Origin of the sequence: Salmonella sp. 741265050_HSA, from assembly GCF_046569445.1 — a bacterium.
GTDB classification, from domain to species: Bacteria; Pseudomonadota; Gammaproteobacteria; order Enterobacterales; family Enterobacteriaceae; genus Salmonella; species Salmonella enterica.
In genome coordinates this window covers 432,879-459,682 of sequence record NZ_JBKFSV010000003.1, presented here as the reverse complement: position 1 = coordinate 459,682, position 26,804 = coordinate 432,879, and the positions used below count along the sequence as shown (strand labels likewise).

General features: G+C 47.8%; 21 protein-coding genes, 1 tRNA gene and 1 pseudogene. 12 read left to right on the top strand and 11 right to left on the bottom strand.

Translation table 11 applies throughout. The features are described from left to right. Positions 1-57 precede the first annotated feature (57 nt). Together gss and ACLD4F_RS10490 are read left to right on the top strand one after the other, a co-directional pair. Positions 58-1,914, top strand: coding sequence for a bifunctional glutathionylspermidine amidase/synthase (gene gss / locus ACLD4F_RS10495; RefSeq protein ID WP_000033690.1), 1,857 nt, complete (start codon positions 58-60; stop codon positions 1,912-1,914). A gap of 669 nt (positions 1,915-2,583) precedes the next feature. Next, on the top strand, positions 2,584-3,639 hold the full coding sequence (locus tag ACLD4F_RS10490; RefSeq protein ID WP_000475254.1) for a methyl-accepting chemotaxis protein: 1,056 nt from the start codon (positions 2,584-2,586) through the stop codon (positions 3,637-3,639). A gap of 299 nt (positions 3,640-3,938) precedes the next feature. On the opposite strand, the gene uxaC is transcribed toward ACLD4F_RS10490, so the two are convergent. The 3 genes from uxaC to uxuA form a co-directional block, all read right to left on the bottom strand. Further along, complete coding sequence (gene uxaC / locus ACLD4F_RS10485; RefSeq protein ID WP_000190180.1) at positions 3,939-5,351, bottom strand: glucuronate isomerase; 1,413 nt, start codon at positions 5,349-5,351, stop codon at positions 3,939-3,941. Between the two features lie 11 nt (positions 5,352-5,362). Continuing rightward, positions 5,363-6,835 carry a fructuronate reductase gene (locus ACLD4F_RS10480; RefSeq protein ID WP_000437132.1) on the bottom strand — a complete coding sequence of 491 codons (1,473 nt, stop codon included), beginning with the start codon at positions 6,833-6,835 and terminating at the stop codon, positions 5,363-5,365. A gap of 110 nt (positions 6,836-6,945) precedes the next feature. Then, the gene (uxuA, locus tag ACLD4F_RS10475) at positions 6,946-8,130 is read right to left on the bottom strand and encodes a mannonate dehydratase (protein ID WP_000815487.1); all 1,185 of its coding nucleotides are present in this window, start codon (positions 8,128-8,130) and stop codon (positions 6,946-6,948) included. 404 nt (positions 8,131-8,534) lie between these two features. Between uxuA and ACLD4F_RS10470 the strand changes: the two genes are divergently transcribed. The 5 genes from ACLD4F_RS10470 (at position 8,535) to iraD (ending at position 13,665) form a co-directional block, all read left to right on the top strand. Then, positions 8,535-9,839 carry an MFS transporter gene (locus tag ACLD4F_RS10470; protein WP_000784371.1) on the top strand — a complete coding sequence of 435 codons (1,305 nt, stop codon included), beginning with the start codon at positions 8,535-8,537 and terminating at the stop codon, positions 9,837-9,839. 395 nt (positions 9,840-10,234) lie between these two features. Next, on the top strand, positions 10,235-11,113 hold the full coding sequence (locus ACLD4F_RS10465) for a carbon-nitrogen hydrolase family protein (protein WP_000089258.1): 879 nt from the start codon (positions 10,235-10,237) through the stop codon (positions 11,111-11,113). Positions 11,114-11,151: 38 nt separating this feature from the next. Next, entirely contained in the window at positions 11,152-12,075 is a 924-nt protein-coding gene (locus tag ACLD4F_RS10460; protein ID WP_023219207.1) for a polysaccharide deacetylase family protein, read from the top strand. Positions 12,076-12,799: 724 nt separating this feature from the next. Further along, positions 12,800-13,285 carry an Hcp family type VI secretion system effector gene (locus tag ACLD4F_RS10455; RefSeq protein ID WP_411010827.1) on the top strand — a complete coding sequence of 162 codons (486 nt, stop codon included), beginning with the start codon at positions 12,800-12,802 and terminating at the stop codon, positions 13,283-13,285. Continuing rightward, the gene (gene iraD / locus ACLD4F_RS10450; RefSeq protein WP_079944011.1) at positions 13,285-13,665 is read left to right on the top strand and encodes an anti-adapter protein IraD; all 381 of its coding nucleotides are present in this window, start codon (positions 13,285-13,287) and stop codon (positions 13,663-13,665) included. The genes ACLD4F_RS10455 and iraD overlap by 1 nt, the downstream gene beginning before the upstream one ends. Before the next feature lie 134 nt (positions 13,666-13,799). Here iraD and ACLD4F_RS10445 read toward each other — a convergent pair whose 3' ends face one another. Next, positions 13,800-15,284, bottom strand: a complete 1,485-nt coding sequence (locus ACLD4F_RS10445; RefSeq protein WP_080250423.1) for an NAD-dependent phenylacetaldehyde dehydrogenase — start codon at positions 15,282-15,284, stop codon at positions 13,800-13,802. A gap of 161 nt (positions 15,285-15,445) precedes the next feature. On the opposite strand from ACLD4F_RS10445, the gene ACLD4F_RS10440 reads away from it, so the two are divergent. The 4 genes from ACLD4F_RS10440 (at position 15,446) to ACLD4F_RS10425 (ending at position 19,379) form a co-directional block, all read left to right on the top strand. Further along, positions 15,446-16,747: an NAD(P)/FAD-dependent oxidoreductase gene (locus ACLD4F_RS10440; protein ID WP_001092825.1), complete on the top strand. Its 1,302-nt coding sequence runs from the start codon at positions 15,446-15,448 to the stop codon at positions 16,745-16,747. 14 nt (positions 16,748-16,761) lie between these two features. Next, positions 16,762-17,136 carry a cupin domain-containing protein gene (locus ACLD4F_RS10435; RefSeq protein ID WP_000542984.1) on the top strand — a complete coding sequence of 125 codons (375 nt, stop codon included), beginning with the start codon at positions 16,762-16,764 and terminating at the stop codon, positions 17,134-17,136. A 208-nt stretch (positions 17,137-17,344) separates the two neighbouring features. Then, the gene (locus ACLD4F_RS10430) at positions 17,345-18,844 is read left to right on the top strand and encodes an APC family permease (RefSeq protein WP_411010826.1); all 1,500 of its coding nucleotides are present in this window, start codon (positions 17,345-17,347) and stop codon (positions 18,842-18,844) included. Further along, positions 18,822-19,379: a DUF3156 family protein gene (locus ACLD4F_RS10425; RefSeq protein ID WP_078057685.1), complete on the top strand. Its 558-nt coding sequence runs from the start codon at positions 18,822-18,824 to the stop codon at positions 19,377-19,379. The genes ACLD4F_RS10430 and ACLD4F_RS10425 overlap by 23 nt, the downstream gene beginning before the upstream one ends. 104 nt (positions 19,380-19,483) lie before the next feature. Here the strand turns inward: ACLD4F_RS10425 and ACLD4F_RS10420 are convergent, their stop codons facing one another. The 4 genes from ACLD4F_RS10420 to ACLD4F_RS10405 form a co-directional block, all read right to left on the bottom strand. Continuing rightward, positions 19,484-20,167 carry a helix-turn-helix transcriptional regulator gene (locus ACLD4F_RS10420; protein ID WP_001275357.1) on the bottom strand — a complete coding sequence of 228 codons (684 nt, stop codon included), beginning with the start codon at positions 20,165-20,167 and terminating at the stop codon, positions 19,484-19,486. A gap of 1,714 nt (positions 20,168-21,881) precedes the next feature. Next, complete coding sequence (locus tag ACLD4F_RS10415; protein ID WP_080250427.1) at positions 21,882-23,201, bottom strand: ferric reductase-like transmembrane domain-containing protein; 1,320 nt, start codon at positions 23,199-23,201, stop codon at positions 21,882-21,884. A gap of 75 nt (positions 23,202-23,276) precedes the next feature. After that, the gene (locus tag ACLD4F_RS10410; RefSeq protein WP_001027081.1) at positions 23,277-23,540 is read right to left on the bottom strand and encodes a YdgH/BhsA/McbA-like domain containing protein; all 264 of its coding nucleotides are present in this window, start codon (positions 23,538-23,540) and stop codon (positions 23,277-23,279) included. Positions 23,541-23,565: 25 nt separating this feature from the next. Beyond that, on the bottom strand, positions 23,566-24,189 hold the full coding sequence (locus ACLD4F_RS10405; protein WP_000697438.1) for an FMN-dependent NADH-azoreductase: 624 nt from the start codon (positions 24,187-24,189) through the stop codon (positions 23,566-23,568). Positions 24,190-24,289: 100 nt separating this feature from the next. On the opposite strand from ACLD4F_RS10405, the gene ACLD4F_RS10400 reads away from it, so the two are divergent. Next, entirely contained in the window at positions 24,290-25,195 is a 906-nt protein-coding gene (locus ACLD4F_RS10400) for a LysR family transcriptional regulator (protein WP_001650656.1), read from the top strand. A gap of 273 nt (positions 25,196-25,468) precedes the next feature. Here the strand turns inward: ACLD4F_RS10400 and ACLD4F_RS10395 are convergent. From ACLD4F_RS10395 to ACLD4F_RS10385, 3 genes and pseudogenes are all read right to left on the bottom strand, one after another. Next, a pseudogene (locus tag ACLD4F_RS10395) lies at positions 25,469-25,696 on the bottom strand (Arm DNA-binding domain-containing protein); the annotation flags it as partial. 158 nt (positions 25,697-25,854) lie between these two features. After that, positions 25,855-25,930, bottom strand: a tRNA-Phe gene (locus tag ACLD4F_RS10390). Positions 25,931-26,035: 105 nt separating this feature from the next. After that, entirely contained in the window at positions 26,036-26,743 is a 708-nt protein-coding gene (locus ACLD4F_RS10385) for a DUF554 domain-containing protein (protein WP_000234466.1), read from the bottom strand. Positions 26,744-26,804: the final 61 nt, after the last annotated feature.

The following is a 26,804-nucleotide window of genomic DNA, read 5'->3' as shown; positions in this document are numbered from 1 at the left end:
ACAATCAGAGCGAAATCACGCCAGGCTGCTCAGGCGGTCTTGTTTTGAGGTAAGTGCATGAGCAAAGGAACCACCAGTCAGGATGCCCCCTTCGGGACATTATTGGGTTACGCCCCCGGCGGCGTAGCGATCTACTCTTCAGATTACAATTCCCTCGATCCGTGGGACGACGACGACGCAGCTTTTCGTAGCTACATCGACGATGAATACATGGGGCATAAATGGCAGTGCGTGGAATTTGCCCGCCGTTTTCTCTTTCTGAATTATGGCGTTGTTTTTACTGACGTCGGCATGGCCTGGGAAATCTTCTCGCTACGTTTTCTGCGCGAGGTCGTGAATGACAATATTTTGCCTTTGCAGGCCTTCCCGAACGGTTCGCCGCGCGCGCCGGAGGCTGGGGCGCTGCTCATCTGGCAAAAGGGCGGCGAGTTTAACGAAACCGGGCACGTCGCGATTATCACCCAACTCCTGGATAACAAAATTCGTATTGCTGAGCAAAACGTTATCCACACGCCATTGCCGCCAGGGCAGCAGTGGACTCGCGAACTGGAAATGGTCGTAGAAAACGGGTGTTACACCCTGCGCGACACCTTTGATGACACGACGATTTTAGGCTGGATGATCCAGACCGACGACACGCAATACAGTTTGTCACAGCCTGACATCGCGAATCAGTCGCTGGCGATTCGCGGCGCAAGACTGCCAGAGAAAGGTCAGTTTGACGGTCAGTGGCTGGATGAGCGCGATCCGTTACAAAAAGCCTATGTACAGGCGAACGGACACGTTATCAATCAAGACCCGTACCAGTATTTTACCATCACCGAGAGCGCCGAACAGGAGCTTATCAAAGCGACCAATGAGTTGCATTTGATGTACCTGCACGCCACGGACAAAGTTTTAAAAGACGATAATCTGCTGGCGCTATTCGATATCCCCAAAATTCTTTGGCCGCGTCTGCGCCTCTCCTGGCAGCGCCGTCGTCACCATATGATCACCGGTCGTATGGATTTCTGCATGGATGAACGCGGGCTGAAAGTCTATGAATACAATGCCGATTCCGCATCATGCCATACCGAAGCGGGATTAATTCTCGAAAAATGGGCTGAGCAGGGCTATACCGGTAAAGGGCATAACCCGGCGGAGGGCTTAATTAACGAGCTGGCAGGCGCCTGGAAACACAGTAAAGCGCGTCCTTTCGTCCATATCATGCAGGATGATGATATCGAGGAGGACTATCACGCGCAGTTTATGCAGCAGGCGCTGCATCAGGCCGGTTTCGCGAGCAAAATTCTCCGCGGGCTGGGCGAGTTGCGCTGGGATGACGCCGGGCAGTTGATCGATGGCGACGGACGGCTGGTGAATTGTGTCTGGAAAACTTGGGCGTGGGAAACGGCGATGGAGCAGATACGCGAAGTCAGTGAGACGGAGTATGCCGCAGTGCCTATTCGTACCGGGCACCCGGAAAATGAAGTCCGGCTGATTGATGTATTACTGCGCCCGGAAGTGTTGGTGTTTGAACCGCTGTGGACGGTGATCCCGGGTAACAAAGCGATCCTGCCCATCCTGTGGTCGCTCTTCCCGCATCATCGCTATTTGCTCGACACGGATTTTACCGTTAACGATGAGCTGGTGCAGACCGGCTATGCGGTAAAACCGATTGCCGGACGTTGCGGTAGTAATATTGATTTGGTGAGCCATCAGGAAGAGCTCCTGGATAAAACCAGCGGCAAGTTCGCCACGCAGAAAAATATCTATCAGCAGTTGTGGTGCCTGCCGAAGGTCGCCGGGAAGTATATTCAGGTCTGTACGTTTACCGTGGGCGGTAACTACGGCGGTACGTGCCTGCGCGGCGATGATTCATTAGTCATTAAAAAAGAGAGCGATATTGAACCGTTAATTGTCATCAAAGCGTAACGGGGTCATTCTCGTCGGGATATCGGCGTGGGTGCCGATATCCCGCCTGTTGTGTTTACCAGCGAACGGCTGTCAGCCTGCCATTTACTGGTAACATATGAGAAATAATATCACAAATTATTCTTAACTTTTCTGACGCAGGCGGTGACGCTCGCCGCGTTGGCGCATCCGTTTCCAGATTTTCGACTAATCGATACTTTTTGCGGCTGGTTACGCCGCCCCTATCCCTTTGGATTTAGGTCATGCCTGTTTGGCTGGTAAACGGACAGCATAATATATTGATGAGTCCAAATGATATTATTGGTCATATAAAAAGTTTACGTTAGGTTATTTTTCTATTGCAAAAGTTTGCGTTTAAACCCTGTCTGCAATCTTCGGGCCGAGATATAGATACACCTAAGTAAATGCAGTTAATTATTATTCAGCTATTATTGTCAACCTTGTAAATAATATTTCCGTATAAAGCGAAGCGACTTCCATCATGACTATTAATGGTATTGTTGAATAGTTTACTTTGTAATTATTTAAGTTTGGTGGACGTTTTGTCTTATTCTGGTGAACGTATGGTTATGGCAGATGACAGCCGATTTTTCATTATGTTAGCATGAGTTGATAATACTTTATCCAGGCATAGATCAGGATGTCCACATATAATAAGGAGAATGGTATATGTTTAAAAAAGTATTAGGCTTGCGCCACTGGAATAATAATGTTGTAAAAATACCGCCGCCAGCAGAATCTGGCGCTAATGCGTCTGACGTGGTGGTGGATACTCCTGAGCCTTATGAGCGGATACTGTGTCAAAAAATTCTGATGGGGATCTCGACGATCGATATCATTCGTAATGCCATCATTAAGTCCTGTGAGCAGCTCAACATTGAAAAAGAACGCATTAATGAACTTAACGAACAGAATGATAAAGCCAGAAGTTCATTAAAATCGCTCGTGGAATTTATCACCGAAATTGGCACGACTTCATCGGATATTGGCTGTCGTATGGGCGACTTAAATACCTCCTTAACGCAAATTAATGCGTGTATTAAAGAGATACAGAAGATCGCTAACCAGACCAATTTGATTGCGATTAACTCCGCGATCGAGGCCGCGCGCGTAGGGGATGCCGGGCGTGGTTTTAGCGTTATTTCGAAAGAGGTGAAAAACCTGTCCGAAGATGTTAAACACAGTTCGAAAAGCGTCAGTACGTTAACCTCTGTAATCAAAGATAATACGGCCAGAGTGAGTGAGGTGCTGGATAACCAACAGCCGGTTATTGATAATATTACGACTAACATAAATCAAATTGTGGAGTCTATTGGCATCGTCATCGATAAATCGCTGAGCATGAAATCGGTCATGCAGTACATCTCTACGGTGCAGTTTTTGAATATTGTCAAAGTTGACCATGTTATCTGGAAAATGGAAGTCTACAAATTACTCTTAAATAAAGACATAAACAGTAAAATAACGATGCACGATCAGTGTCGGCTGGGGAAATGGTACTACGGTTTTGAAGGGCAGCAGTTTAGCAACTACTACAGTTTCCGTAGTCTGGAAGCGCCGCATAAAGAGGTGCATACCGCTGGTCACTCTGCGCTGAACTATTTTGCCGCAGGCGATATGAATGCGATGTCGCAAGAACTCGACAGAATGGAGCGATCCAGTAATGAGGTGGTTAACCAGCTGGAAATGCTGGCTGTCGATTTATTAAAGGAAACCACAGTGTGAAGTCATGAGTTATTACCGTATAACCAACAGGAGCCATCATCAACAGGACTGATGTATCACACTTTCTGCACTGGAGTTATTCCGGACAGAGAAAAAAAGCATGACGCAAAAGATGGCTGTGTTTGTTTACCCGAATCACTTACCTTAGTAAGTGATTCGGGATTAATCAGCAACATCTTTGCTTTTTATCGGTGGCCAGTCTTTGGCTGGAAAAATGCGTTACTGCTAAATTTCTCACTCTCTTACCGCCTTCCTGCCCCTTGAAATACCTGAAACCTGTGCTCACAGATTAATAGCGATTATTTAATCGTGAAATAACGCTGGGCATTATTGAAGCAGATATCCTGAACCATACGGCTTAGCATCGCTTCATCATCAGGAATCTCTCCGTCCTGCGCCCACTGTCCCAGCAGGTTACAGAGAATACGACGGAAATATTCATGTCGCGTATAAGAAAGGAAACTGCGGGAGTCGGTCAGCATCCCGACAAACTGACTTAACAGTCCCATTTGCGACAGTTGCTCCAGTTGGCGCAGCATCCCGTCTTTCTGATCGTTAAACCACCAGCCGGAACCAAACTGCACTTTTCCGGCAATTCCCGGCCCCTGGAAGTTACCGATCATGGTCGCCAGGACTTCGTTATCACGTGGGTTCAGGCAATAGAGGATAGTCTTGGGCAGTTCATTAGTCACATCCATACTGTCGAGCAAACGGGAGAGCGCCCAGCTAATGTTATTATCGCCAATGGAGTCAAAGCCGGTATCCGGCCCCAGCAGGCGGAACATCCGGGTATTATTATTACGGATCGCGCCAATATGTAGCTGCATCACCCAGCCGCGCGCGGCGTACTGACGGCCCAGCCAGACCAGCACCGCCGTGGTAAACTGGGCGATCTCAAGTTCGCTCAGCGTTTCGCCAGCCAGACGTTTGCCCAGAATGGCGTCAAGCTGCGCGTCGTCGGGCACCGGCGCAAATCGCAGCGTTTCAATGCCATGATCCGACGCGCGGCAGCCGCAGGCGGCGAAATGGTCGAGACGGCGAGTGAGCGCCTGACGTAAATCGTCGAAACGGGTAATGCTGACATCTGCCGCCGCTTCCAGTTTCCCCAGGTAATCGACAAAGCCGTCCAGTTCGATTTTGAAAACTTTGTCGGGGCGCCAGCTTGGCGCGACTTCAATATCAATGCTGTCGTCGGCGGCTATCTGGCGGTGATATTCCAGAGAATCTATCGGGTCGTCGGTGGTTCCGACCATCCGCACATTCATCTGCTGCATAATACCGCGCGCGGAAAAGGCCGGCGTCGCCAGTTTCTCATTACACTGCGTCCAGATACTTTCCGCGGTATCCGGTCCGAACAGCGTACCTGTAATGCCAAATGGACGGCGTAGTTCAAGGTGCGTCCAGTGATACAACGGATTACCCAGCGTTTTTGGTACGGTATTGGCCCAGGCCATATATTTTTCATAATCGCTGGTCTCTTTGCCGGTGATCAGCGACTCATCCACGCCTGCGCTTCGTAGCGCTCGCCATTTATAGTGGTCGCCTTCCAGCCAGATCTGACCGAGGTTATCGAAACGGCGATCGTCGGCGATTTCCTGCGGACTTAAATGGCAGTGGAAGTCATAAATCGGCATGGGCGCGGCGTATTTATGGTACAGCGTGCGGGCAATGTCGTTTTTAAGTAGAAAATCTTCAGTCATAAACGTAGCCATGATTTATCTCCTTACTTAGCCAGCGCTTCTACCGTGGCTTTCGCGCCATTCTGCAATAGCTGTTGGTAAGCGTCGGTAACGGCTTGCACAAATTCGTGGTTCTTCGGCAGGTCGTTGCCAAAGATAGACTCGATGGCCAGTAGCCCGCGAACGCGTTCTTCCGGCGTCTGATATTGCTGATGAATCGCCTGATACTGCGCGAGCAGCGGATCGACGACATCAATGGTTTTACCTTGCTCATCGACACCGCCGACGTAACGCATCCATCCGGCGACGCCCAGCGTCAGGCGGCGATAGTCATCGCCCTGTTGCAAGTGCAGGCGCACCGGGTCCAACAAACGCTGCGGCAGTTTCTGACTGCCATCCATCGCGATCTGCCAGGTGCGGTGTTTCAACGAGGGGTTAGTGAAACGCGCGATCAACAAATTCGCATACCCTTCCAGATCGGTGCCTTCCGGCATTGATAACGTCGGCGCTTGTTCATCAAGCATCAGCGCCAGCGCCGCGCGCCGGTAAGCCGGGTTGGTCATGGTATCGGCGATAGTGTCATACCCGCCGAGATAACCCAGATAGGCGAGGAAAGAGTGACTGCCGTTAAGCATACGCAGCTTCATCATTTCAAACGGTACGACGTCTGCAACGAATTGCGCGCCGACGGTGTCCCAGTCCGGGCGACCATTCACAAAGTTATCTTCGATGACCCACTGGCGGAAGGGTTCGCAGGCGATAGCGCAAGGATCATAAACCCCTAACTGGTCGGCAACCAGTTGTAGCGTCTCTTCGGTCGCCGCCGGAACAATGCGGTCAACCATGGTGCAGGGGAAGGTCACATTGTCGGCAATCCATGCGGCGAGGGCGGCATCGCGAGCTTTTGCCAGGCCGAGGACGGCAGCCTTCGCGACGTGACCATTCTCGCGTACGTTATCACACGACAGCACGGTAAAAGCTTTCAGTCCTTGCTCCCGGCGCATGTTTAGCGCTTCGACAATATAGCCAATGGCGGATTTAGGCTGCTGTGGATGGGCAAGATCGTTTTGGATCAGCGGGTTATTGACATCAAGCTCGCCGCTGGCGGGGTCGGTGCAGTAGCCTTTTTCGGTCACGGTTAAGGAGACGATGGCGGTTTCCGGGCGCGCCATTGCCGCCAGAATCCCTGCATGGCCGTCGAATTCAGGGTGCAGCGCTTCTTTCATTGAACCGATAATTTTCAGTTCGGTGCTTTCTGCGCCGCGTTCTGCAACGGTGTACAGCAGATTTTGCGCTTTCAGGTTCGCGATCAGCCGCGCGTCGTTACCCGGCATCAGGTTCACTTCACAAATGCCCCAGTCGCTGTCGCTCTTTTCCAGTAGATGATGGGTAAAGAGCGCCTGGTGCGCGCGGTGAAACGCCCCGCAGCCCAGATGCACAATACGGGATACCAGACGTGATTTGTCCCAGTTTGGGCGGGCGACGGAAACCTGGGCGGTGGCGATATTCTGTTCCATTGCAAACTCCTGTCATTCGACGTCTTCGCCCGCGATCTCCGGGGCGAGGCATGTTGCTATTGCATTGAGTAGGGGAAATCGCATGACGCGTCGCGCCATGCGAAAGAAGGTTATTTGCTAAAGAAAGCGCGCTGGATAGCCAGTTCGACGCCGCGGACTTCCGCAAGCCCTTTCAGACGGCCAATGGCGGAATAACCCGGATTCGTTTTCTTCTTCAGATCGTCCAGCATCTGATGACCGTGGTCCGGGCGCATCGGGATCAGATCGTCGCTACCTTCGGCTTTACGACGGTGCTCTTCTTCCACAATCGCTTTAACGACTTCATACATATCCACATCGCCGTGCAAATGGGCGGCCTCGTGGAAGGTCTTCGGATTCTCTTCGCGTAGCGTAGAACGCAGATGCGTAAAGTAGATGCGCGGACCAAATTGCTTGATCATATCAACCAGATCGTTGTCGGCGCGCACGCCGTAAGATCCGGTACACATGGTGAAGCCGTTCGCCATGCTATTAACGGTTTCCACCATCCATTGCATGTCTTCAATGGTAGAGACAATGCGCGGCAGGCCGAGAATAGGGCGCGGCGGATCGTCAGGGTGAACGGCCATACGCACGCCAACCTCGTCGGCAACCGGAATAATGGCTTTCAGGAAATAGGCAAAATGTTCACGCAGTTTTGCTTTATCGATATCTTTATACGTCGCCAGGTGTTGACGGAACTGATCCAGCGTATAGCCTTCTTCCGCGCCAGGTAAACCGGCAATAATGTTGCGGGTCAGACGTGCTTTGTCTTCCTCGCTCATGGTGGCGAAACGCCGCTCTGCCTGAGCAATCTCTTCTGCCGTATAGTCGGCTTCTGCTCCCGGACGCTTCAGGATGTGCAGTTCGAACGCGGCGAATTCAATCTGGTCAAAACGCAACGCTTTGGAACCATCCGGTAATACGTATTCCAGATCCGTACGTGTCCAGTCCAGCACCGGCATAAAGTTATAGCAAACCGTATAGATACCGCATTGCGCCAGGTTACGCAGCGTTTGCTGGTAGTTTTTGATCCATAAATCGTACTGACCGGTGTGGGTTTTGATGTCTTCGTGGATAGGTACACTCTCTACCACAGACCACTCCAGACCCGCCTCTTCAACGATTGCTTTACGTTTCTGGATCTCGTCTACCGACCAAATTTCTCCATTCGGGATATGGTGTAACGCCGTTACCACGCCGGTTGCGCCAGCCTGGCGTACATCTGACAGCGTTACCGGGTCGTTAGGTCCGTACCAGCGCCAGGTTTGTTTCATATCTCGTTTCCTCTTCTTGCGATAACGTCTTCGTGGTTGACCCATTGCCAGCCAACATCGAAACGTGCTTTGTAAACCCGTTCTGCCCCCTAAATTCAACCAAAATTTTTCTCATGTCAACCTTATTGTCTAAATTGGCTAACCAAATCACAAATATCATCATTCACGGTCTGCCAATTTTATTTATTTGATCTGCGTCAATTTTTGCTGGGTGAAAAGCATTCACCATTCAACTTGAAATGAGTTGATGTATTTATTGCAAGAATACTAAGTGCGGGAGTTGCCGCCAGATTTTGATCGGTCCGGATGAAAAAATATTGATTGGTCAACCAATTTTTGTGATTTCAGTTTTCCCGCTACAGGTCAGACGGCGCGGAGCTAATGTTTTTTAACGAGGCTTTATCATGAAGATGACAAAATTAAGATGGTGGATTATCGGCCTGGTCTGCGTAGGGACCATCGTAAACTACCTGTCCCGTAGCTCGCTTAGCGTTGCGGCGCCAGCGATGATGAAAGAACTCCATTTTGATGAGCAACAATATTCCTGGGTGGTGAGCGCCTTCCAGCTTTGTTACACCATTGCGCAGCCGATCACCGGCTATTTGATGGATGTCATCGGACTGAAAATCGGCTTCTTTATCTTTGCCTTGTTATGGTCGCTGATCAACATGGCGCACGCGCTGGCCGGCGGCTGGATAAGTCTGGCATTTCTGCGTGGTTTGATGGGGCTAACCGAAGCGTCAGCGATTCCGGCCGGGATTAAAGCCAGCGCCGAATGGTTCCCGACGAAAGAACGCGGTATTGCGGGGGGCCTGTTTAATATCGGTACTTCAATTGGCGCGATGCTGGCGCCGCCGCTGGTGGTCTGGGCGATGCTGACCTTTGCTGATAGCGGCATCGGTACTGAAATGGCGTTTGTGATTACCGGTGGGATCGGCGTGCTGTTCGCCATCACCTGGTTCCTGATTTATAACTCGCCAAATAAACACCCGTGGATCACCCACAAAGAGCTGCGTTATATCGAAGACGGCCAGGAAAGCTATCTCCAGGACGATAATAAAAAACCGGCCGTTAAAGAGATCGTTAAAAAGCGTAACTTCTGGGCGTTGGCGATTACCCGTTTTCTGGCTGACCCGGCATGGGGAACGCTGAGTTTCTGGATGCCGCTGTATCTGATTAACGTGATGCATCTGCCGTTAAAAGAGATCGCCATGTTTGCCTGGCTGCCATTCCTGGCGGCGGACTTTGGCTGCGTTGCAGGCGGTTTCCTGGCGAAGTTCTTCATGGAAAAGATGCACATGACCACGATCAATGCGCGTCGTTGTAGCTTTACCATCGGCGCTGTTTTGATGATTTCGATCGGTTTTGTCAGCATTACGACTAACCCGTATGTCGCCATTGCATTGATGAGTATTGGCGGTTTTGCGCACCAGACGCTGTCTACCGTCGTGATTACCATGAGCGCTGACCTGTTCAAGAAAAATGAGGTCGCGACGGTTGCCGGTCTGGCAGGATCTGCGGCATGGATGGGACAGTTAAGCTTCAACCTGTTTATGGGGGCATTGGTCGCTATTATCGGTTACGGCCCGTTCTTCATTGCACTCAGTCTGTTCGATATTATCGGCGCCATCATCCTGTGGGTACTGATTAAAGATCCAGAAAAGCACCACCCGCCAATGACGGAACAGCCGCTGGCGTCTCACCGCTAAAGCTGTCTCGGTTTCACTGGCCTGATAAGCGAAGCGCTACCGGGTTCTAACGGCCACCTTCGGGTGGCCGTCTTCATTACCCTTATCGGTAAAAATACGCGTTCGTTTTATACGAGCGCGTTATCATTTAGTTTGCCTGATTATTTTTAGATGATGAAAATAATATTGTGGTAAGGGTTATTGTTTTTCGCCTGGATTTTTATCGACTCTCTGTCTCGCTGCGATCATCGATAAAGTCCCCTTTATGTAAATAAAGCTTCAATGCTTCTACTCTTTTCTCCATATATTTTGCGCAGCTTCACAAAAAATAACCTGATGTCGTAATGTCCACTCCCTAATATTCTCCATGCGCTATACGTTAATTTAAGTTTAAATTTCATGTCGGGGATATCACGATGTCACGTAATTTTACTGTTTCAGCCTGTCAGTATATTGTTACTGAAATAAACACTTTTGAAGATTTCATAACAAAGGTAAGGATACTTCTTAATAAAAGTCAGGGTGCTGATGTCGTTATCTTCCCGGAGTTATTTACCATTGAGCTATTTACATTATTGAAAAAATGGCAAGAAAGACCCATTTCACACCTTACTTTAATTGATCAGTTCACGGATGCCTATAAGCAGCTTTTTCAACAGGAAGCGAAAGAAAGAGGACAGTTCATTATTGCTGGCTCTCATCTGGAGCAGACCGGAGTAGATCGCTATGAGAATGTTGCGCATATATGGGGACCCGATGGCGAACATTATGCCCACAGTAAGACGCATATCTTCCCGGCTGAACGGGGTTGGTATACTCAGGAAGGCGATAAAATGGCTGTTTTTCAACTGCCATTTGCAAAGGTGGGTTTTAATATTTGTTATGAAGCAGAAATACCGGAGTGTGCCGCGACGCTGGCGGAACAGGGTGTAGAGTTAATTTTAACGCCTTCCGCTACGTTTACTGAACAGGGGTTTTGGCGAGTCAGGCATTGTTGCCACGCACGTTGTATTGAAAATCAAATTTATCTTGTTCACTGTTGCCTGGGCGGAAACCCGGGTGGACCACTGCCAGGCTGCTGGGCCCGAAGTTCAATTTTAAGCCCCTGTGATGTCGTGTGGAAAAATCCACAAGGTATTATCGCAGAGGCGCACGTCAATCAAGAGGATGTCATTTCAGGAGAAATTAACCTCGATGTTCTATATGAAAATAGACTTGGTGGGGCAGCAACAACGTTCAAGGACAGACGCAGAAAAGCAGGCATATATAATATCTGGCCATCACACATTAAATAACAGAATGTGTCCCTTCTATGTATTAGCTGGAGGTCGTTATGGGATATTTAAAATTACCTGAGGGTAAAAGGATTGCGGTCAATCTTGGTGTCGATGTAGATGCTCAGTCTTTATGGCTGGGCGGATTTAATCGACCGTCGCCATCCTTTATGTCACGAGGAGAGTTTGGTGCACAAGTTGGCGTACCAAGGCTTCTGAAATTGTTCAAAGAAAATAATATCAAAACCACCTTTTTTATTCCCGGACACACTGTAGACACCTTCCCGGAAATCAGTAAAGCGATTTTTGATGCCGGGCATGAAATCGCTCACCATGGCTACTATCATGAAAACCCGACGCTGGTGAATCGTGATACAGAGCGCCGACTAATGGATCTGGCGTTCGCCTGTTATAAAAGACATTTCGGCATACGTCCTGTGGGATACCGTTCTCCCTATTGGGATTATAGCGAGAATACGCTGGATCTTCTGGAGGAAGCCGGTTTTCTCTATGACAGTAGCCTGATGGCGAGAGATCTTGTGCCTTACCATCCTCAACGTTGGCAGGTGAATTGGGAGACGGGAAATATCGCAGGCCCGGCCAGCGCGATTCTGGAAATTCCTGTTAGCTGGTATCTGGATGATTTTCCCGCACTGGCGTATACCGGCAACCAGGAGGGGATGAGCGATACTGACGGTGTTCTGCGACGCTGGAAGGATATTTTTACCTATGCTTATAACCATCAGGAAAACGGTTTATATGCGATGGCTCTTCATCCGCAGATAATCGGTCATGGGCATCATATGATGATGTTGTCACGTTTGATTGAACATATTAAAGGGCATGATGGCGTATGGTTTGCAACCTGTGAAGAGATAGCCAATGTCTGGGTGGATGACGAAGAGGATCGACAAAAAATGCTCCGTCCTGATGTTCGTGGCGTAGCGCCGGTCCCGGATGATTATGGCTGGCCAGGCAAATGATATCACCTCATGACAATGCTAATATCAGTCGGGTAACGGATTACCCGGGCAGAGCTACCTGTTTGCCCGCTCGTTAATGCATATTGTCCATCAGAAAGGGAGGCTATCCTGGGACATATAAAATCTTTTTTTATTTCGGTCAAAACGTTAATCAACGAGAATAGTTTGTTTTTTGATTTAAATCATTTTTTGTGTTCACAGGAAAATAAGCAAATAACATTTATAATTTGAGTATTAAGAAAAATAAAAGTCCCATAGTGATTGATTTTTATTTAACGCTTTGATTTTTAGTGTTTTTGTATGTGTTAGTTGATGTAAATCAATTTGTGGTTTTTTATTAAATAAGTAAAAATTAAGTTGATATTTGTTTTTTGATGTGTTTTTTATATATAGCTGATTATTATTCTGAAATGTCAATTTTTGAATAACGACGCTGTGATACCGGCACCAGGGATACTTTGCGATAAAAGGGATTGAATATGGCAGAGAGTGTTCAGTATAACCTCAATTGTATTTGGCCACAGCGGGCCAAAACCCTCTATTGCATTGCAACCAGCGGAATAACGTTCATCAGACGCGGGTAAACGTTGGCAAAATCCATGCAAACCTGGCGCTTTTCACGCTGTGTTTTTTGGTAGTTGCGCTTTTAATAAGAGTCACAAGCGTTGGCCGCTGGTATTCGTCTGGCTGCTGAACTGCCACCTGATCAACAAGGAGATAAATCATGGATGCGATTTTTTTAAAGCTCGACAATATCAAAGGCGAAAGCCAGGTTGAAGGCTTTGAAGATCAGATAGAGATCATGTCTTATAGCCACAATGTGGCAATGCAGGTAAATAACGATGTTAGCCTCGCCGAGCGGACTTCCGGGCGTGCGCATGTTGGTGAAATGTCGCTCACCAAATTTGTCGACCTCGCCACGCCTGTGCTCAATGAGTACTGCTGTAGCGGGAGGCTAATTAGAACAGCGGTGCTGACGTTGTGCTGCAATGACGACGGCAAAATGCGGTCGCTTATCGTTTATACCCTGACAAACGTGCTGATATCACAACTCAGTGTTAGCGGCGGCGCCGGCGGTAAGCCGGTGGAAACGATGTCGCTGAACTTCACGAAAATCGAATGGCAAATCACTGCCGAGAAATCAGACGGCGCTCAACAGGAGTCCAGATCGTCAGTATGGGATCTGGCGATGGACCAGATAGGGAAATGATGATGACGCCAACCATTCCGGTCGCGCTATTCGACAGGCTCTTGGTTGAGGGGATAAGCCCACATGAATTGGTACGCCGCAAATTAATGTGTTTATTCAACTCTTGCGCCGTGCCAGGTGGCGAGACATTACCGCCGCTGCTCACTCGGGGTATGCCGGAATGGCACGAGGTGAATGTGGGTGACAAACGGGTTCTCAATTGGTTTTGCCGTGAGCTTCGCGCTGCTATTTTACGTTATGAACCGAGCATCAACATGCTGAAAGTCAGTATAAAAGATGCCTATCATCAGACGCTGGCGTTGTCTTTGGAAGTGATGTTACAGGATGAGTCTGAACCGTTAAGACTGGAGATAGCCTACTCTAACGGTAGATGGCGCTAGTAATGCAGGAAGGAACGCCGGGCCGGGCGTTTAACATTACCCACAAGCAATAAAACGCAGCGAAAGAACCTGATAATCAGGCAGACAGTCCACCTTTCGGTATGGTTGATCTGCCTGCATCATTTTCAGGATGGTTAATAACGGACCATGACAGATTTAAGTTCGGTATAGTCATCAATAAACGCGCTGCCAAATTCACGACCAATGCCCGATCCTTTCATCCCTCCAAAGGGTACCGCGGGATCGAGGAAGGTATGCATATTGACCCACACCATGCCAGCATCAATATCTTCAGCGTAGCGTAATGCCTTAGACATATTTTCCGACCACACACTTGCAGCAAGGCCGAATGGCGAATCGTTGATATGCGAAAGCGCCTCTTTTTCATTCTGATAACCGATAAAGCTACAGACAGGGCCAAAGGTCTCCTCGTGCATCAGCGTACTGTTTTTACTACGCACTTTTACCGCTGTCGGCTGTAAAAAGTACCCTTCGCCGGGTAAAGTTTCACCGCCGTAAACAATGGTATCCCCTTCTTCCCGTGCGCGTTGAATCAGACGCAGCACTTTTTCAAGCTGAACCTGATTCGCCAGCGGGCCCATCACCGTTTTTTCATCTAAAGGGGAGCCGGGCACGATCTCCGATAACCGTTGCCTGAGGAGCGTCATGACCGTATCCAGTTTTTCCTGGGGCAGATAAAAACGCTCTGCGGCAGCACAAATCTGTCCTTGATTCAGATAACCGGCTTCAAGAATACCGTTGACCATGGCTTGTGCCGTGAGATCATTGAGAAACAGCGCCGCATTTTTCCCTCCCAGTTCGAGGGTAACGCGTTTTCCTGACGATGTTGCCGAACGCCGGACTTTCTCACCTGTCGCAACTGACCCGGTGAAACTCACTTTGGCGCAATCTGGATGCGCGATCAGCTGTTGCGCTATCTCACCGCCAGCACCGTTTACCACGTTAATCACGCCATCAGGGAAACCTGCCTCTTTAGCCAGTTCAGCGACTCGCAGCAGTGTCAGCGGGGTATATTCACTTGGTTTAATGACGATGGTGCAGCCACATACCAGCGCTGCGGCCAACTTCCAGATAGCAATCATGATTGAGAAATTCCACGGCACAATACCGACGACCACGCCAATGGGTTGGCGTTGGGTAAACGCTGTGTATCTCTCTTCTCCCATTGATGGCAGGGAGACATTCAGCGTTTCACCGGTTATTTTTCCTGCCCAACCGGCAAAGTAACGCAGGAAGGCCACTGACTGATCGAGTTCAAGACCGCGCGACAGCATAATCGTTTTACCTGAACAGACACTTTCCAGTTGAGCTAACTCTTCACGATGAGCGGCAAGAGTATCAGCCAGTTTCAGCAGTAATGCGCCGCGTTGTAACGTTGGCATTTTACGCCAGACATCAAACGCCCGTCTGGCGCTCTGCATGGCCTGTTCTGCCTGCGCAGGGGTTGCCGACACAACGTCGGCGATGATTTTGCCGGTGGCTGGGTTAGTGACCGAGAAGTTCGTGCCGTTTCCGGCCTGACGTTCACCTGCAATAAATTGTCCGTGTCGTTGGCGTAAAAAAGTCGTTACTTCGGCAAGTAATGTCACGTCGCTCATCAGAAGTGCCTGTAGGTCAGGAATGTACGTTTTTCCATCTCAACATACTTGCCTGGAACTGAATATCGTTCCAAAGAACGTCATTCTTCCGGACGATATTTTGTAAAACGTTACCGTGCTGTGATAGCGGTCTAAGTCAAGCGTGATGACAAGGTAACGCGATGAATACAAAAATCGATGCGTTGAATTACTACGGCGCGACGAAAAAATACCCGTTGCATTTTCCTGCTCTGCAAGAGGATATTGATGCCGATGTGGTGATCATTGGCGGTGGCTTTTCAGGCATCAATACCGCGCTGGAACTGGCGGAGCAGGGGATCACTAATGTTGTCGTTCTGGAAGCCCGTCATCTTGGGTATGGCGGCACCGGACGAAACGGCGGTCAGGTAATGGCCGGTATAGGTCACGACATCGAAGCCGTTAAAAAATATGTAGGCGCAGCGGGAATGGAGACGCTGTTTAAAATCTCGAACCTCGGCGCAGGCATTATTCGGGAGCGAATTCGTAAATACCATATTGATGCTGATTTTGTCCCCGGATATGGTTATCTGGCCTACAACCAGCGGCAGTTAAAAACGCTGCAACAATGGGAAAAAGAATTCAAAGCCGCTACGCCGGAAGACGATATTGAACTCTATACCGGTAAAGACGTGCAGCAGGTTATCGGTTCCGACGTCTACTGCGGTGTTCTCAAGCATATGGGGGGAGGGCATGTCCACTCGCTGAATTTATTGCTGGGCTCCGCTCAGGCTGCGAATTCGCTGGGGGTGAAGATATTCGAATATTCACCTGTGGTTGAGGTCAGTTACGGTAAAACTGTGCGGGTACGTACTGCGATGGGCAGCGTAAAAGCGGCCAAATTGCTGTGGGCCTGTGATAGCTTTCTCAATAATCTGGAACCAGAAATTTATAAGAAAACGCTGGTTACTTATTCTTATCAGGTCTCTACAGAACCTCTCTCCAGCGAGCTTGTTGAGCGGATCAGTCCCTTGCGCGGGGCTTTTAGTGATATCCGCCCGGTGATAAATTACTACCGTCTCACAAAAGAAAACCGTCTGCTGTTTGGCAGCGCCACAAGGTTTCTTGAATATACCCCGCACGATTTTGCTGCCTGGAACCGCACTCTGTTGACGGAGGTCTTCCCTTATTTGAAAGACGTTAAAATCGATTTTGCCTGGGGCGGACCGATGGCCTGTAGCGCGAATCTGTTTCCGCAGATTGGCACGCTTCGTGAACACAATAATGTTTTTTATGTTCAGGGTTATTCCGGATTTGGCGTCACGCCTTCCCATATTGTATGCAAAATCCTGGCCGAAGGAATAAATGGCGGTTCCGAGCGGTATCGTCTGATGAGTAGCATTCCCCACGCGACAATTTATGGTCGCGACAGTCTACGTCTATTGCTGGTCAGTGCGGGAAAACTGATACATCAAACAGCCGGTTTCTGGAAAGGCCGGAATTAACCAGGAGAACATTAATGCACGCTTTTAAACTCAATCAACCTGTTCCTGAATTACAGCCAGTCGGGAGTGTCAGCCTGTTAGGGGCGTTGCCAACAGAAGGCGATCCCCAGGTCGCCGTTGCGATGATTTACGGTAAACCTGAGGACGTATTTACCTGTGGACTGTTTTCATCGACCCGCGGCGGTTTCACGATGATTTATCCCTTTACCGAGCACGCAACCGTGCTGGAAGGGGAAGTGGAACTCACTGTTGCGGGTCAGGAACCGATACGTTTTTCACCGGGCGATAGTTGGTTTGTTGAACAGGGAACCGAAGTGGCATGGAAAGTTTTAACGCCCCGTTTTGTAAAACATTATCTGGCAAACGTTGAAAGCCATAAACAGGGTTGAACCCTTTAATTGTTCGTCAGTAGCGTTGGCATCACTGGGGAGAATAACGCGCTCCCCACTTGCTATTAGCGCATGCGGGGACGGCGTCACAACGTTATTTACCGTTATCCCTCTTCAGGACGATACCTGTTAGATGCGCTGCCTGCCATAAATAAGCGTTATTCCGGAGCGGTAATTTATTGTTGTAATAATAGTGAAGAGGTTGACCATGTTTAAAGACAGACTTGCCAGCCATCTTGAACGTGGCGTTATTGGTTTCCCCACGACGCTTGCCAGCTCCGTCGGGCTGATTATGGCAAGCCCGGTGATCCTGACCGTGACCAGTGGTTTTGGCTCAGGGGGAGATACCTTTGCCCTTGCGGTATTACTGGCATTTATTATGATGCAAGCGCAGATTACCACCTTTGCCGAAGCGGCAACGCTCATTCCCACGACTGGCTCCGTCTACGACTATATCTCCTGCGGGATGGGGCGTTTTTTCGCTATCACCGGTGCGCTTTGCGCTTACCTGATCGTACACATTTTTGCCGGCACGGCAGAAACGATTCTCGCTGGCGTCATGGCGCTGGTGAACTTTGAGTCCGTTAGCGAACACGTGGCCATGCAGCACAATACCTGGATGGTTGGCGTCGGCATGGTAGTGGTTTTCGGGTTACTGAATGCCATTGGTGTTGAAGTATTTGGCAAGGTGGAAGTATTTCTTACTTTCGGTATGTGGACTACCCTGACCATCTTCGGTTTATGCGGGATCCTGTTATCCCCGGTCACTCATCATTCCGGGTGGTTTGGCGCACCGCTTGATGTCAGTAATCTTTCTGGCCTGTTTGGTTATATTGGCATGGCGATGTTTATGTTCGTCGGTTGTGAACTGGTAACGCCAATGGCGCCGGAAATTAAAAAAGCGCATCGTACGATTCCCAGAGCGATGGCGCTTGGCCTTTTAGCGGTGGCAGGTTGTATGTTCCTCTATGGCGCTGCGATTAACCGGCAGGTAAATAATGTGGTTGTCGATGCGGCAAACCATATCTTTTTACTGGATACGCCGATGGCTATTCCCGCCTTTGCCAATCGTGTCATGGGACATGTCGGGCAATACTGGCTGGGCGTGGGGTTGCTGTTAGCGGGATGTGCGACGATTAATACGCTGATGGCGGCAGTACCGCGTATTATATACGGCATGGCGCTGGACGGCGCTTTGCCGCGGTTTCTGACCTGGTTGCACCCCCGCTTTAAAACACCGGTCATCGCCATCGCATTCGGTGTTGCGATTCCCTGTTTACATGCCTGGTATCTGAACGGTGATATCGACCACATTGTTCCGCTGATCCTCGCTGCGGTCTGCGCCTGGGGAGTCGCTTATCTGCTGGTAACGTTATCGGTCGTTATCTTACGTATTCGGCGCCCCGATTTACCACGCGCTTACCGGGCCCCCTGGTTTCCCTTACCTCAGATTATTTCGAGCGTGGGTATTATTATCGCCATTATTAATATCGCGCCTCCAGGAATGAACAGTCGGGATGTACTTATACCATTCGGTATTATGCTTGGATTGACTGCCGCCTATGCCTTATTCTGGACATTATGTGTGCAACGGGTTAATCCTTTCCTCCCGCTTCCGGTAGAAGAGGTCGTGGAACGGGCGATGGGCAATTATGAAAAGCGAAACAATGAAGAGATGACGCCAGATGTCCTCCGTCCCCTGGTTTAAGAACGCATTAATGAATATGGTGTTACGTGATTTGAGCGGCTGGCGTTGTGAAAAATTGACCGAACATAGCGCCGTGCTGCATCTGAATGCATTTACCCAGGTTATCTGCCATGTTCAGCAAAAACGGTTATTCATGGCCAGTATTCACAGTTGTGAATTCAGGGTGAAAGGCACAATCAATTATCCTTTGCAGGGCAAAATTCGCGCTCATCAGCCCGGATGGCTGAAACGTTATCCCGTCATTTTTACTGGCAGTAAAAGTACCGCCGGGCTGATTAACTATCTTAATCGTTTCCCCAATTTACAACAGGCTCTGAGTGAACTGGATTATCGTCGGTTTACGCTGGTTTTACATCATAAGGAATGGTATTGCGGCATTGAGCTATGGGCTGCTAGCGAAGTGGTTTGTAAAATGCCGCCGCTGCGCCGTTATCTGCGGCTTGAGCGGCACCAGCGTGTTCTTCTGCTTAGTGTGATAAATATGATCAATCAGGCCATGAATCAATGGCTGCAACAGGATACCGACGCCAGATAATATGACATTTTATTGAGGCATCAGCTCAGAGAGTGGTATTAATTCAGGCATATATGACACATGGGGAAAAGACCCGCAATTGACGCGGGTTAAAAAGAACGCTTTCACATATTCAGTGAATGTTGTACCGAGGACATTCTGGTTCGGGAAACCAGTTCCGTGCGATTTATCACTTCTGTTTTAGCAAAAATATTACGTAAATGCGTTTTCACTGTTGAGAGAGAAATATTCAACTGACGGGCAATCAATTTGTTGCTGGCCCCTTCGCAGACCATTCCCACAATTTCACGCTCTTTGGCGGTCAATATTGACGTCAGATTGTTGTCTTCCTGAAGAGAATCATGAATCGCCAGTCCCAGCAATGGTTGTACTGCCTGGGCTCGCAAACGCTCTTCGCTGGAAAAAGGTATATCGCGCATTAATGAAATGCCCGCGATAATACGATGGCCCCGACGAATAAAGATCTCAATCATGTCGCACACATGATTAGGTAGCATAAATTCATGATAATAATGGCGATGTCGGGCACAGATACCGGGCGTCATCGTCGCTACGGTAATAACCTGCTGGCCGAACCGGGAAGGCGATAGCGGGTCTAATGGTTGAAAATGCTCCAGATATTGTTGGTGTGTGCTATTAGAAATGTTATGTAAAACATAAGCTTCCGGCTTTAAATAAGCATTAACACGATAAAAAACCGCCGACGACAGAGGAATGAGTTGCGCAATGCTCTGTAAGCAATGGAGAGTGATCCCGTCATTATGGCCAGTAGTTGATAAGGCTGACATGTTATCTCCTTCCATCCGGATGAGCGCGCCGGGACGCAGTAAAATAGTGGTATGCTGAAACATACAATTTACATTCGGTTAACACAATCATTCACATGTTAATAATGTGACGTATGTTGCGGTATTTTTTATAACATCTTGAAAATAAATGATTTTAATTTAAATCCTGTCTGGTTTTCTAAAAAATAATTTAAAATTATTAATATGATTTTTTTCTGTCGCGGTTGACTCATCTCCTGAAAATGCTGTGAGTTCTCGTCCTTCAGGACGATATTCTTTTGAGACGACTGTTCTATGATTTTCTGTAATAGCGCAGGTTAACAGAGACTTAATTTCTGGCTCAGACAGGATTTGCTAAATAACGTTTCAATAGCGTCATGCGCTATGCAGAAAACCGGCGTTTTTACCCACAAAAAGCGGTGGCTGCCAGTATATTTTAATGAACAGTAGTGAACATGAAGGGCTGAGTAACCTGTTGATTTTATAAATAAAAAACGGACGATATAGGGCGTCCGCATCTGAATGGTTGGAGCCCGGACTCGGAGAAGTCCTTTGGGCTAATGGACTGTTAAAGCTATTTTTTACCGTTTATCAAGACCACCACAAAACTAACCCTTACAGAATTATCTACATGATTTGCCTGGTGTGGGTTCGATTCCTGCTACTGTCTGATAATTGTTGAACCAGTTCTTCTGTATAGGGTATCAGCAGGGCAGGCTTTCGAAATTTGACATCCAGTAAGAATCGGTGTGAGACACTCACGTTTTTTTCCTGCCGTCTATTCATCATTGAAAAATGATAGTATTTTTATGAGAATAAGAGCCAAAAATATAGAGGCGCCTATATAAATCCCTCGTTCTGTCCAGGTATCCAGACGAAATAACCAATAGACACATAAAAAAACAAGTAGCCCGCCAATAATTGACGCAAGAGCGCCAATATTTTTTTTTGAGTATATATTTAAAAGTACCTTCATTATATTTCATGGTTTTTCTTTTTGTGTCGCCATTTAAAAAGTCTGATAATACGTTTCACCATTTGATAGAATACATATATAAATAGTAAAGGGCATAAAAATACAGAAAAACGCGCAATTATATTTCTAATGGGTTTTTCTGCTACCTGATAGCAAACCGACTCTCTTAGGATAGTATCATTTTGTGGGGGCCGTTTTCTGTGACCAATGTTGAAAATGTAATCTCATTAGTGTTTAAACTATTGTGTATATTTTTTACTTCCCCGGATATAGGCAAGCACTGGAAACCATCATTATCATATCGTGGTTCACCATTAATAGCATCAATTCTATCATATACTATTAATCTTTTCCCGCATTAAGTGCGGGGGGATGGTAATCTGTGAACTGATCCTTCAACTCATCAAAAGTTCGATTTATTCAACAAAGCCGAAGATAACCCGTCTTTATCGATCATTACGTAGTAATGGAAACGGTGTGGAGGGGCGCACCTCTTTTTCATATCTAAGGGACGCCGTAGTGGCGTCCCTTAATTATTTACATAATCCCTTTTCTGACCAGAGGAGTATTAACCCACTCATGAACTTCTTTACTTATCTCAACATCCGGAGCGCATTGTGCCAGTAGTCCGGAAAATGAATTACAGTGCTATTTCTGAGATTCAGTTTCTTCGATTTGTTGTAAACCAATGCCGAGGTGGCCTGCGAAAAATATGTATATGAATTTTCTCATCAATAATTAACGCATATTAAAACGATCATAATGGAAGGCTTTCTCTGATATCCCGTACTTTTGTAGTCCGGATAGTAGACTTTTCGCAAAACCTGCTGGCCCGCAAAACCAGACGTGAACGTTTTGGCTATTATCGCTTTCCATCATAATATGTTTGGCTTCCAGTTTCTTCCCGGCATCGATACGGTGTAAAGTCACACCTGCTGCTGTACATAATAAATCGAGATTTACAGGGTACTGCAAATCATCATGCTGACCAACGCAATACCATAAATCAATAGGGCAGAGTTGGTGGTCTGAGTTTTTTAAATATTCCAGCTGAGATATAAAAGGAGTGATACCGATCCCTCCCGCAACCCAGACCTGACGCTCAGATTGAATATTAAAGTCTAAATAACCCCAAGGGCCCTCAACAATCACGTCCTGTCCAGTTTTTAATTCTTTCTTTAGTGAATGTGTATGATCCCCTAATGCTTTAATGGCAAAACGCAAGTGTTTTTTATCCTGGTAATAAGAGGCTATAGTGAATGGGTGTGCCTCTGCATCATGTTGAAATGTTAAAAATGAAAACTGCCCAGGTGTATGCAATAGAGGAGTGTCAGTATGTAGAGTTATTTCTATAATATCATTTGGGTAATAGTCGATGTTTGTGATGATCGCAACGCGTTTGTTTTTATAAGCAATCATATTAAATAGTGAAAGGCCAGCAGCATAAACACCTGGAATACTCACAATTACCAGCAGAATGCCCGAAGGTGAATTCCACCAATATGTTTTAAATAGAACGGTAAAAATATGGAAAGCAGTAGCCAGGTAAAAAACAGGAAACAGACGATGTATAAAATGGAAAATGTTATAAGGGATTTTTTTTACAAGAGAAACCAGCACCAACCCTATCATCAGGTATGTAGACCATTCAGCAGCTAACAATCCTGCATAGATCAGTTGAGATTGCCATGAGCTTATCTGAACACTTCCCAGCGATCCTGGATGAGCAAGCCAGCCATTTTGCACCAGCCAGTGAGGTATTTTTTCGTCCAGCCAGTGCGCCAGCGTAAAGACTGTCGCGATAATACCAGCTTGTTTGTGTAAACCCCACGATTTATCCAGACCTTTCAGAATCCGATTCAACCAGGGTGAACGCAAAATCAGACACATAGCTAATGTCATAAAACACCATGCGACGCACCCACTAAAAAAGAGAAAGTTTTGCCGAAACAGCCAAAAGATTTTAGATGTTTCGGCGTGGAATATTTCACCTGATAAGACAAAAATAAGACTTGCTGTGAGTAATGTTAAGCTACTCACAAAATACGTTATTTTCATAATGGCCTGTTTTTTTAGCAGGCACGGGCAATTACCCGTGTCCTGGATAATAATTACGATTGATTGTAATTGTGATTATTTATAAAGAATAGCGGTGGCGTGTGATTGATTATCGATATGAAATGAAGTGATTCGATAATAATGAGCACCTGACGCTTCAGTTTTATTCTGAAGGAGTTGTATGATGCTTTCAGGATTTGTATTTATGGATGATACACTAACATGAGCAACTTCTTTCATGTCTGTTTCTGGATGACTAATTTCTGTTGCAGCAATGGATGTCTGCCCAAATAAAGAGAGTAAGAAAAAAGAGGTGACAATTTTTTTACTGATATTCATAAGAATTCCTTTCATATTAATAAACTTATCGATTAAAAGCATGAGCCAGCATACAGGGAATTTGCGCCAGCGAGTTTTTTTCTGCCAGAGATCTGCCTGGTACGGTTTTATCCACTCCTTCGGTGGGCAATATATGGACGTTAGTGATCCCCATCAAATTTAACGTTGACCGCAGATAGCTTTCCTGATGATCCAATTCCCGATGCCTGGTATCTGAATAAATTCCACCACGCGTGGAGACAATAAATGCTGGCCTGTCGGCCAGTAACCCCGTTGCACCCGTAGAGGTAAAACGAAATGTCAGACCTGCCTGGCAAACCTGATCTATCCAGGTTTTCAGACCCGAAGAGACAGAGTGGTTAATCATCGGTGCACCTATTACTAATATATCGCAGAGGCTCAACTCCGCGATTGCGTTTCTGATACCCTCCACTTCACTTTGCGTTTGTGCGTCTGTAGACATTAACTTTCCCCCAAGCACCAGAAATGTCTCTTCGCGTAAGTGGGGTGGCGGTGTCCGTCCGAGATCGCGGTATGTCACGCTGGCATTCGGAAAGCGCTGGCAGATAGCTTTTGTCAGCGCCAGGCTCAGCTTTCGTGAGCTGGAGTTGCAGAGCATAGGGCTGCTGTCAATGTGGAGGATCTTCATGGTGTTCGTCTCATTTAAAACGTGTGGCTAGTTTAACCGTTCTTAAAATGATGTTTAAATAGACGAAATTGAACTTCATTGTTGCGATAAAAGAACAATCATGATTGACTGGAATGATTACTGGTATTTTGCCCTGATTGCAGAAGAAGGAAGCTACAGCCGGGCGGCAATACGTGCGAAAGTGTCCAAATCGGTGCTAAGTCGGCGGATGTCGGCATTAGAGGAACAGCTTGGTGTACATCTGATTCAGCGGACAACCCGACGCCTTGCGCTGACCAAAGTCGGCGAGCAATTTGCACAGGAGTGTCAGACGCTGGTAAATCAAAGTGAGCGAGCCCGCGCTGTTGTTCAGGCGGTACAGGAGTATCCACAGGGGACATTACGGATCAGTGCGCCGGTATTCATGGCAGAAACGTGGCTGGGAGCACTCATCAACGAATTTATTGCCCGTTGGCCGCTGGCAAATGTGCAGCTCCTTGCTGTCAATCGCCCGGTGGATATGATTGCAGAAGGTATTGATATTGCGCTATCAGTAAGTTCAGGGGCATTGCCTGATTCTTCGTTGCACTATAAAAAAATCAATACGCTATACGATATTCTGGTTGCCAGCCCCCAGTGGGTCGAGCAATATCCTGATTTAAAGACCATTGGAGATCTTCACAGGGCTCCGGCAATGGTGAGACTGGCCGACGGCCGTATGCAACCGTGGCATTTAATCAATGGGAGTCAGGAAATCACCCTGTCACTTTCCCCCCGTTTGTATTCCAATAATCTGCGGGTTCTGTTACAGGCAGTTGCTGGCGGCAATGGTGTGGCTTTGTTACCGTTTCCGGCCTGCAAGGAAGAATTGCAAAACGGGGGACTGGTACAACTTTTCCCCGAGTGGTCTGGCCAGCCAAGACAGATTTATGCACTATTCCCAGCGAACAAAGGAATGCCCGCAGTTGCACGCTATTTTATGGACGAGTTAACCATGCGGCAGGAGAAACTAAATTCAGGACATTGAAAAGGTTAATTCATAGCGGCAGGAAACTGTCGCCGTGTTGTTGTAACAAATGACCAAACATGACTGTGGCAGATAATCCCGGCTTAGACATTCTGCAATCAGTTCATAAGTCTTAAATATACGCTATGTTGCCGGGCATAAATATAGGGCGCAACGTCCCCCTCGCGGCTCACGTCCAGATAATCTGACCACCACTGCATCATCTCCATACGCGCCTCCATGTACATACGCCGCCCGCACGCCGTTGCGCTCCTTGACGCTCACTGGCATCAGAGAAGGGCAGATACCCGATACCAGCAGCTTACGCGCGGCATTGCGCTTTTCGCGGGCTTTTGCCAGCGTAACCTGCGGATAGGGGCCGAAAGTCAGACGATTTTCTTTACCGCCGAAGCGATAGCGGAAATACCATAGCTTAGAGCCGTCAGGTACAGAATTTGTGAATCGGTGATTTTTGTAGGGTTTTTCGAGGGGCGCGGCGCAGATCTTGCTATCAGTTAACATGAGGGTCTCTCCGTTCATCGAACTGAATGAACCCTTAATCTGACCCACAATTTTCCGGATACGTAGGGATAAATCAAAACGCACCTGAAAAGATTTTCACGCTAACTCATTGAATTAAAAACACATGGGGATTTTTAAGGAAGTATAAAAAGGGAAGGTGGTGCCCGGACTCGGAATCGAACCAAGGACACGGGGATTTTCAATCCCCTGCTCTACCGACTGAGCTATCCGGGCAACGAGGCGCATTAAACCGTAATCGCCTCGCTTCGTCAACGAAATTTCTTCAAATCAACGTAGACTGCACAATCTATCACCACTTTGTTGTTATTGCACGCAGAGTCAGGCAAAAAACATCGCCCATGCGGCGGAGATCGGCATCGCCAGCAACAGCGCCGGGAGCATATTCACTACCGGAAACATTTTGATTCCACATACACGCAAGCCGGTCGCCACCAGCAGCAGTCCGCCTACAGCGCTAAAGTCGCCCATCATTGCCGGCGTGGTCAGCGGAAGAATAAGGGTGGCGCAGGCGGCAAGCGTTAACTGGATAATCAACATCGGCGCGCAAATCGCCGAAACGGCGATGCCAAGCGAACAGGCGAAAATAATGGCAGTGAAAAAATCCAGAAAAGATTTAGCGATCAAAATGTTTGGATCGCCGGTCATCCCTTCATGCATCGCGCCGAAAATACCGGTGCCGCTGGCGCAAAAAAGTACAATGATAGCGACGTAACTTTGAATAAATGAGTCGTGTGTTGGCTTCTTACCCGATGCCATAAATAATTGTTGGATTTTCGCGACTGCGCCATTAATGCCTTTTTCCAGCAAACAAAACTCGCCGATAAGCGCGCCGACCAGCGTCGCCAGCACCATCACCGGAAGATTAGCGCACTTCATCACCAGCAGAATGCCAATTCCCAGAGAGCACAGACCAAAAATAGACGTCATTGAGACGCGAATCCGTTCTGGCAGACGCTGACTTAACAGCGCGCCAATAACGCCGCCGAATAAAATTGCGCCAGCGTTAATAAAAGGTCCAATTACCACAATGACTCCTGTTATTTGTCTTTCAAATTGCCTTATTATCACGCGATTAAGCTGTTAATAG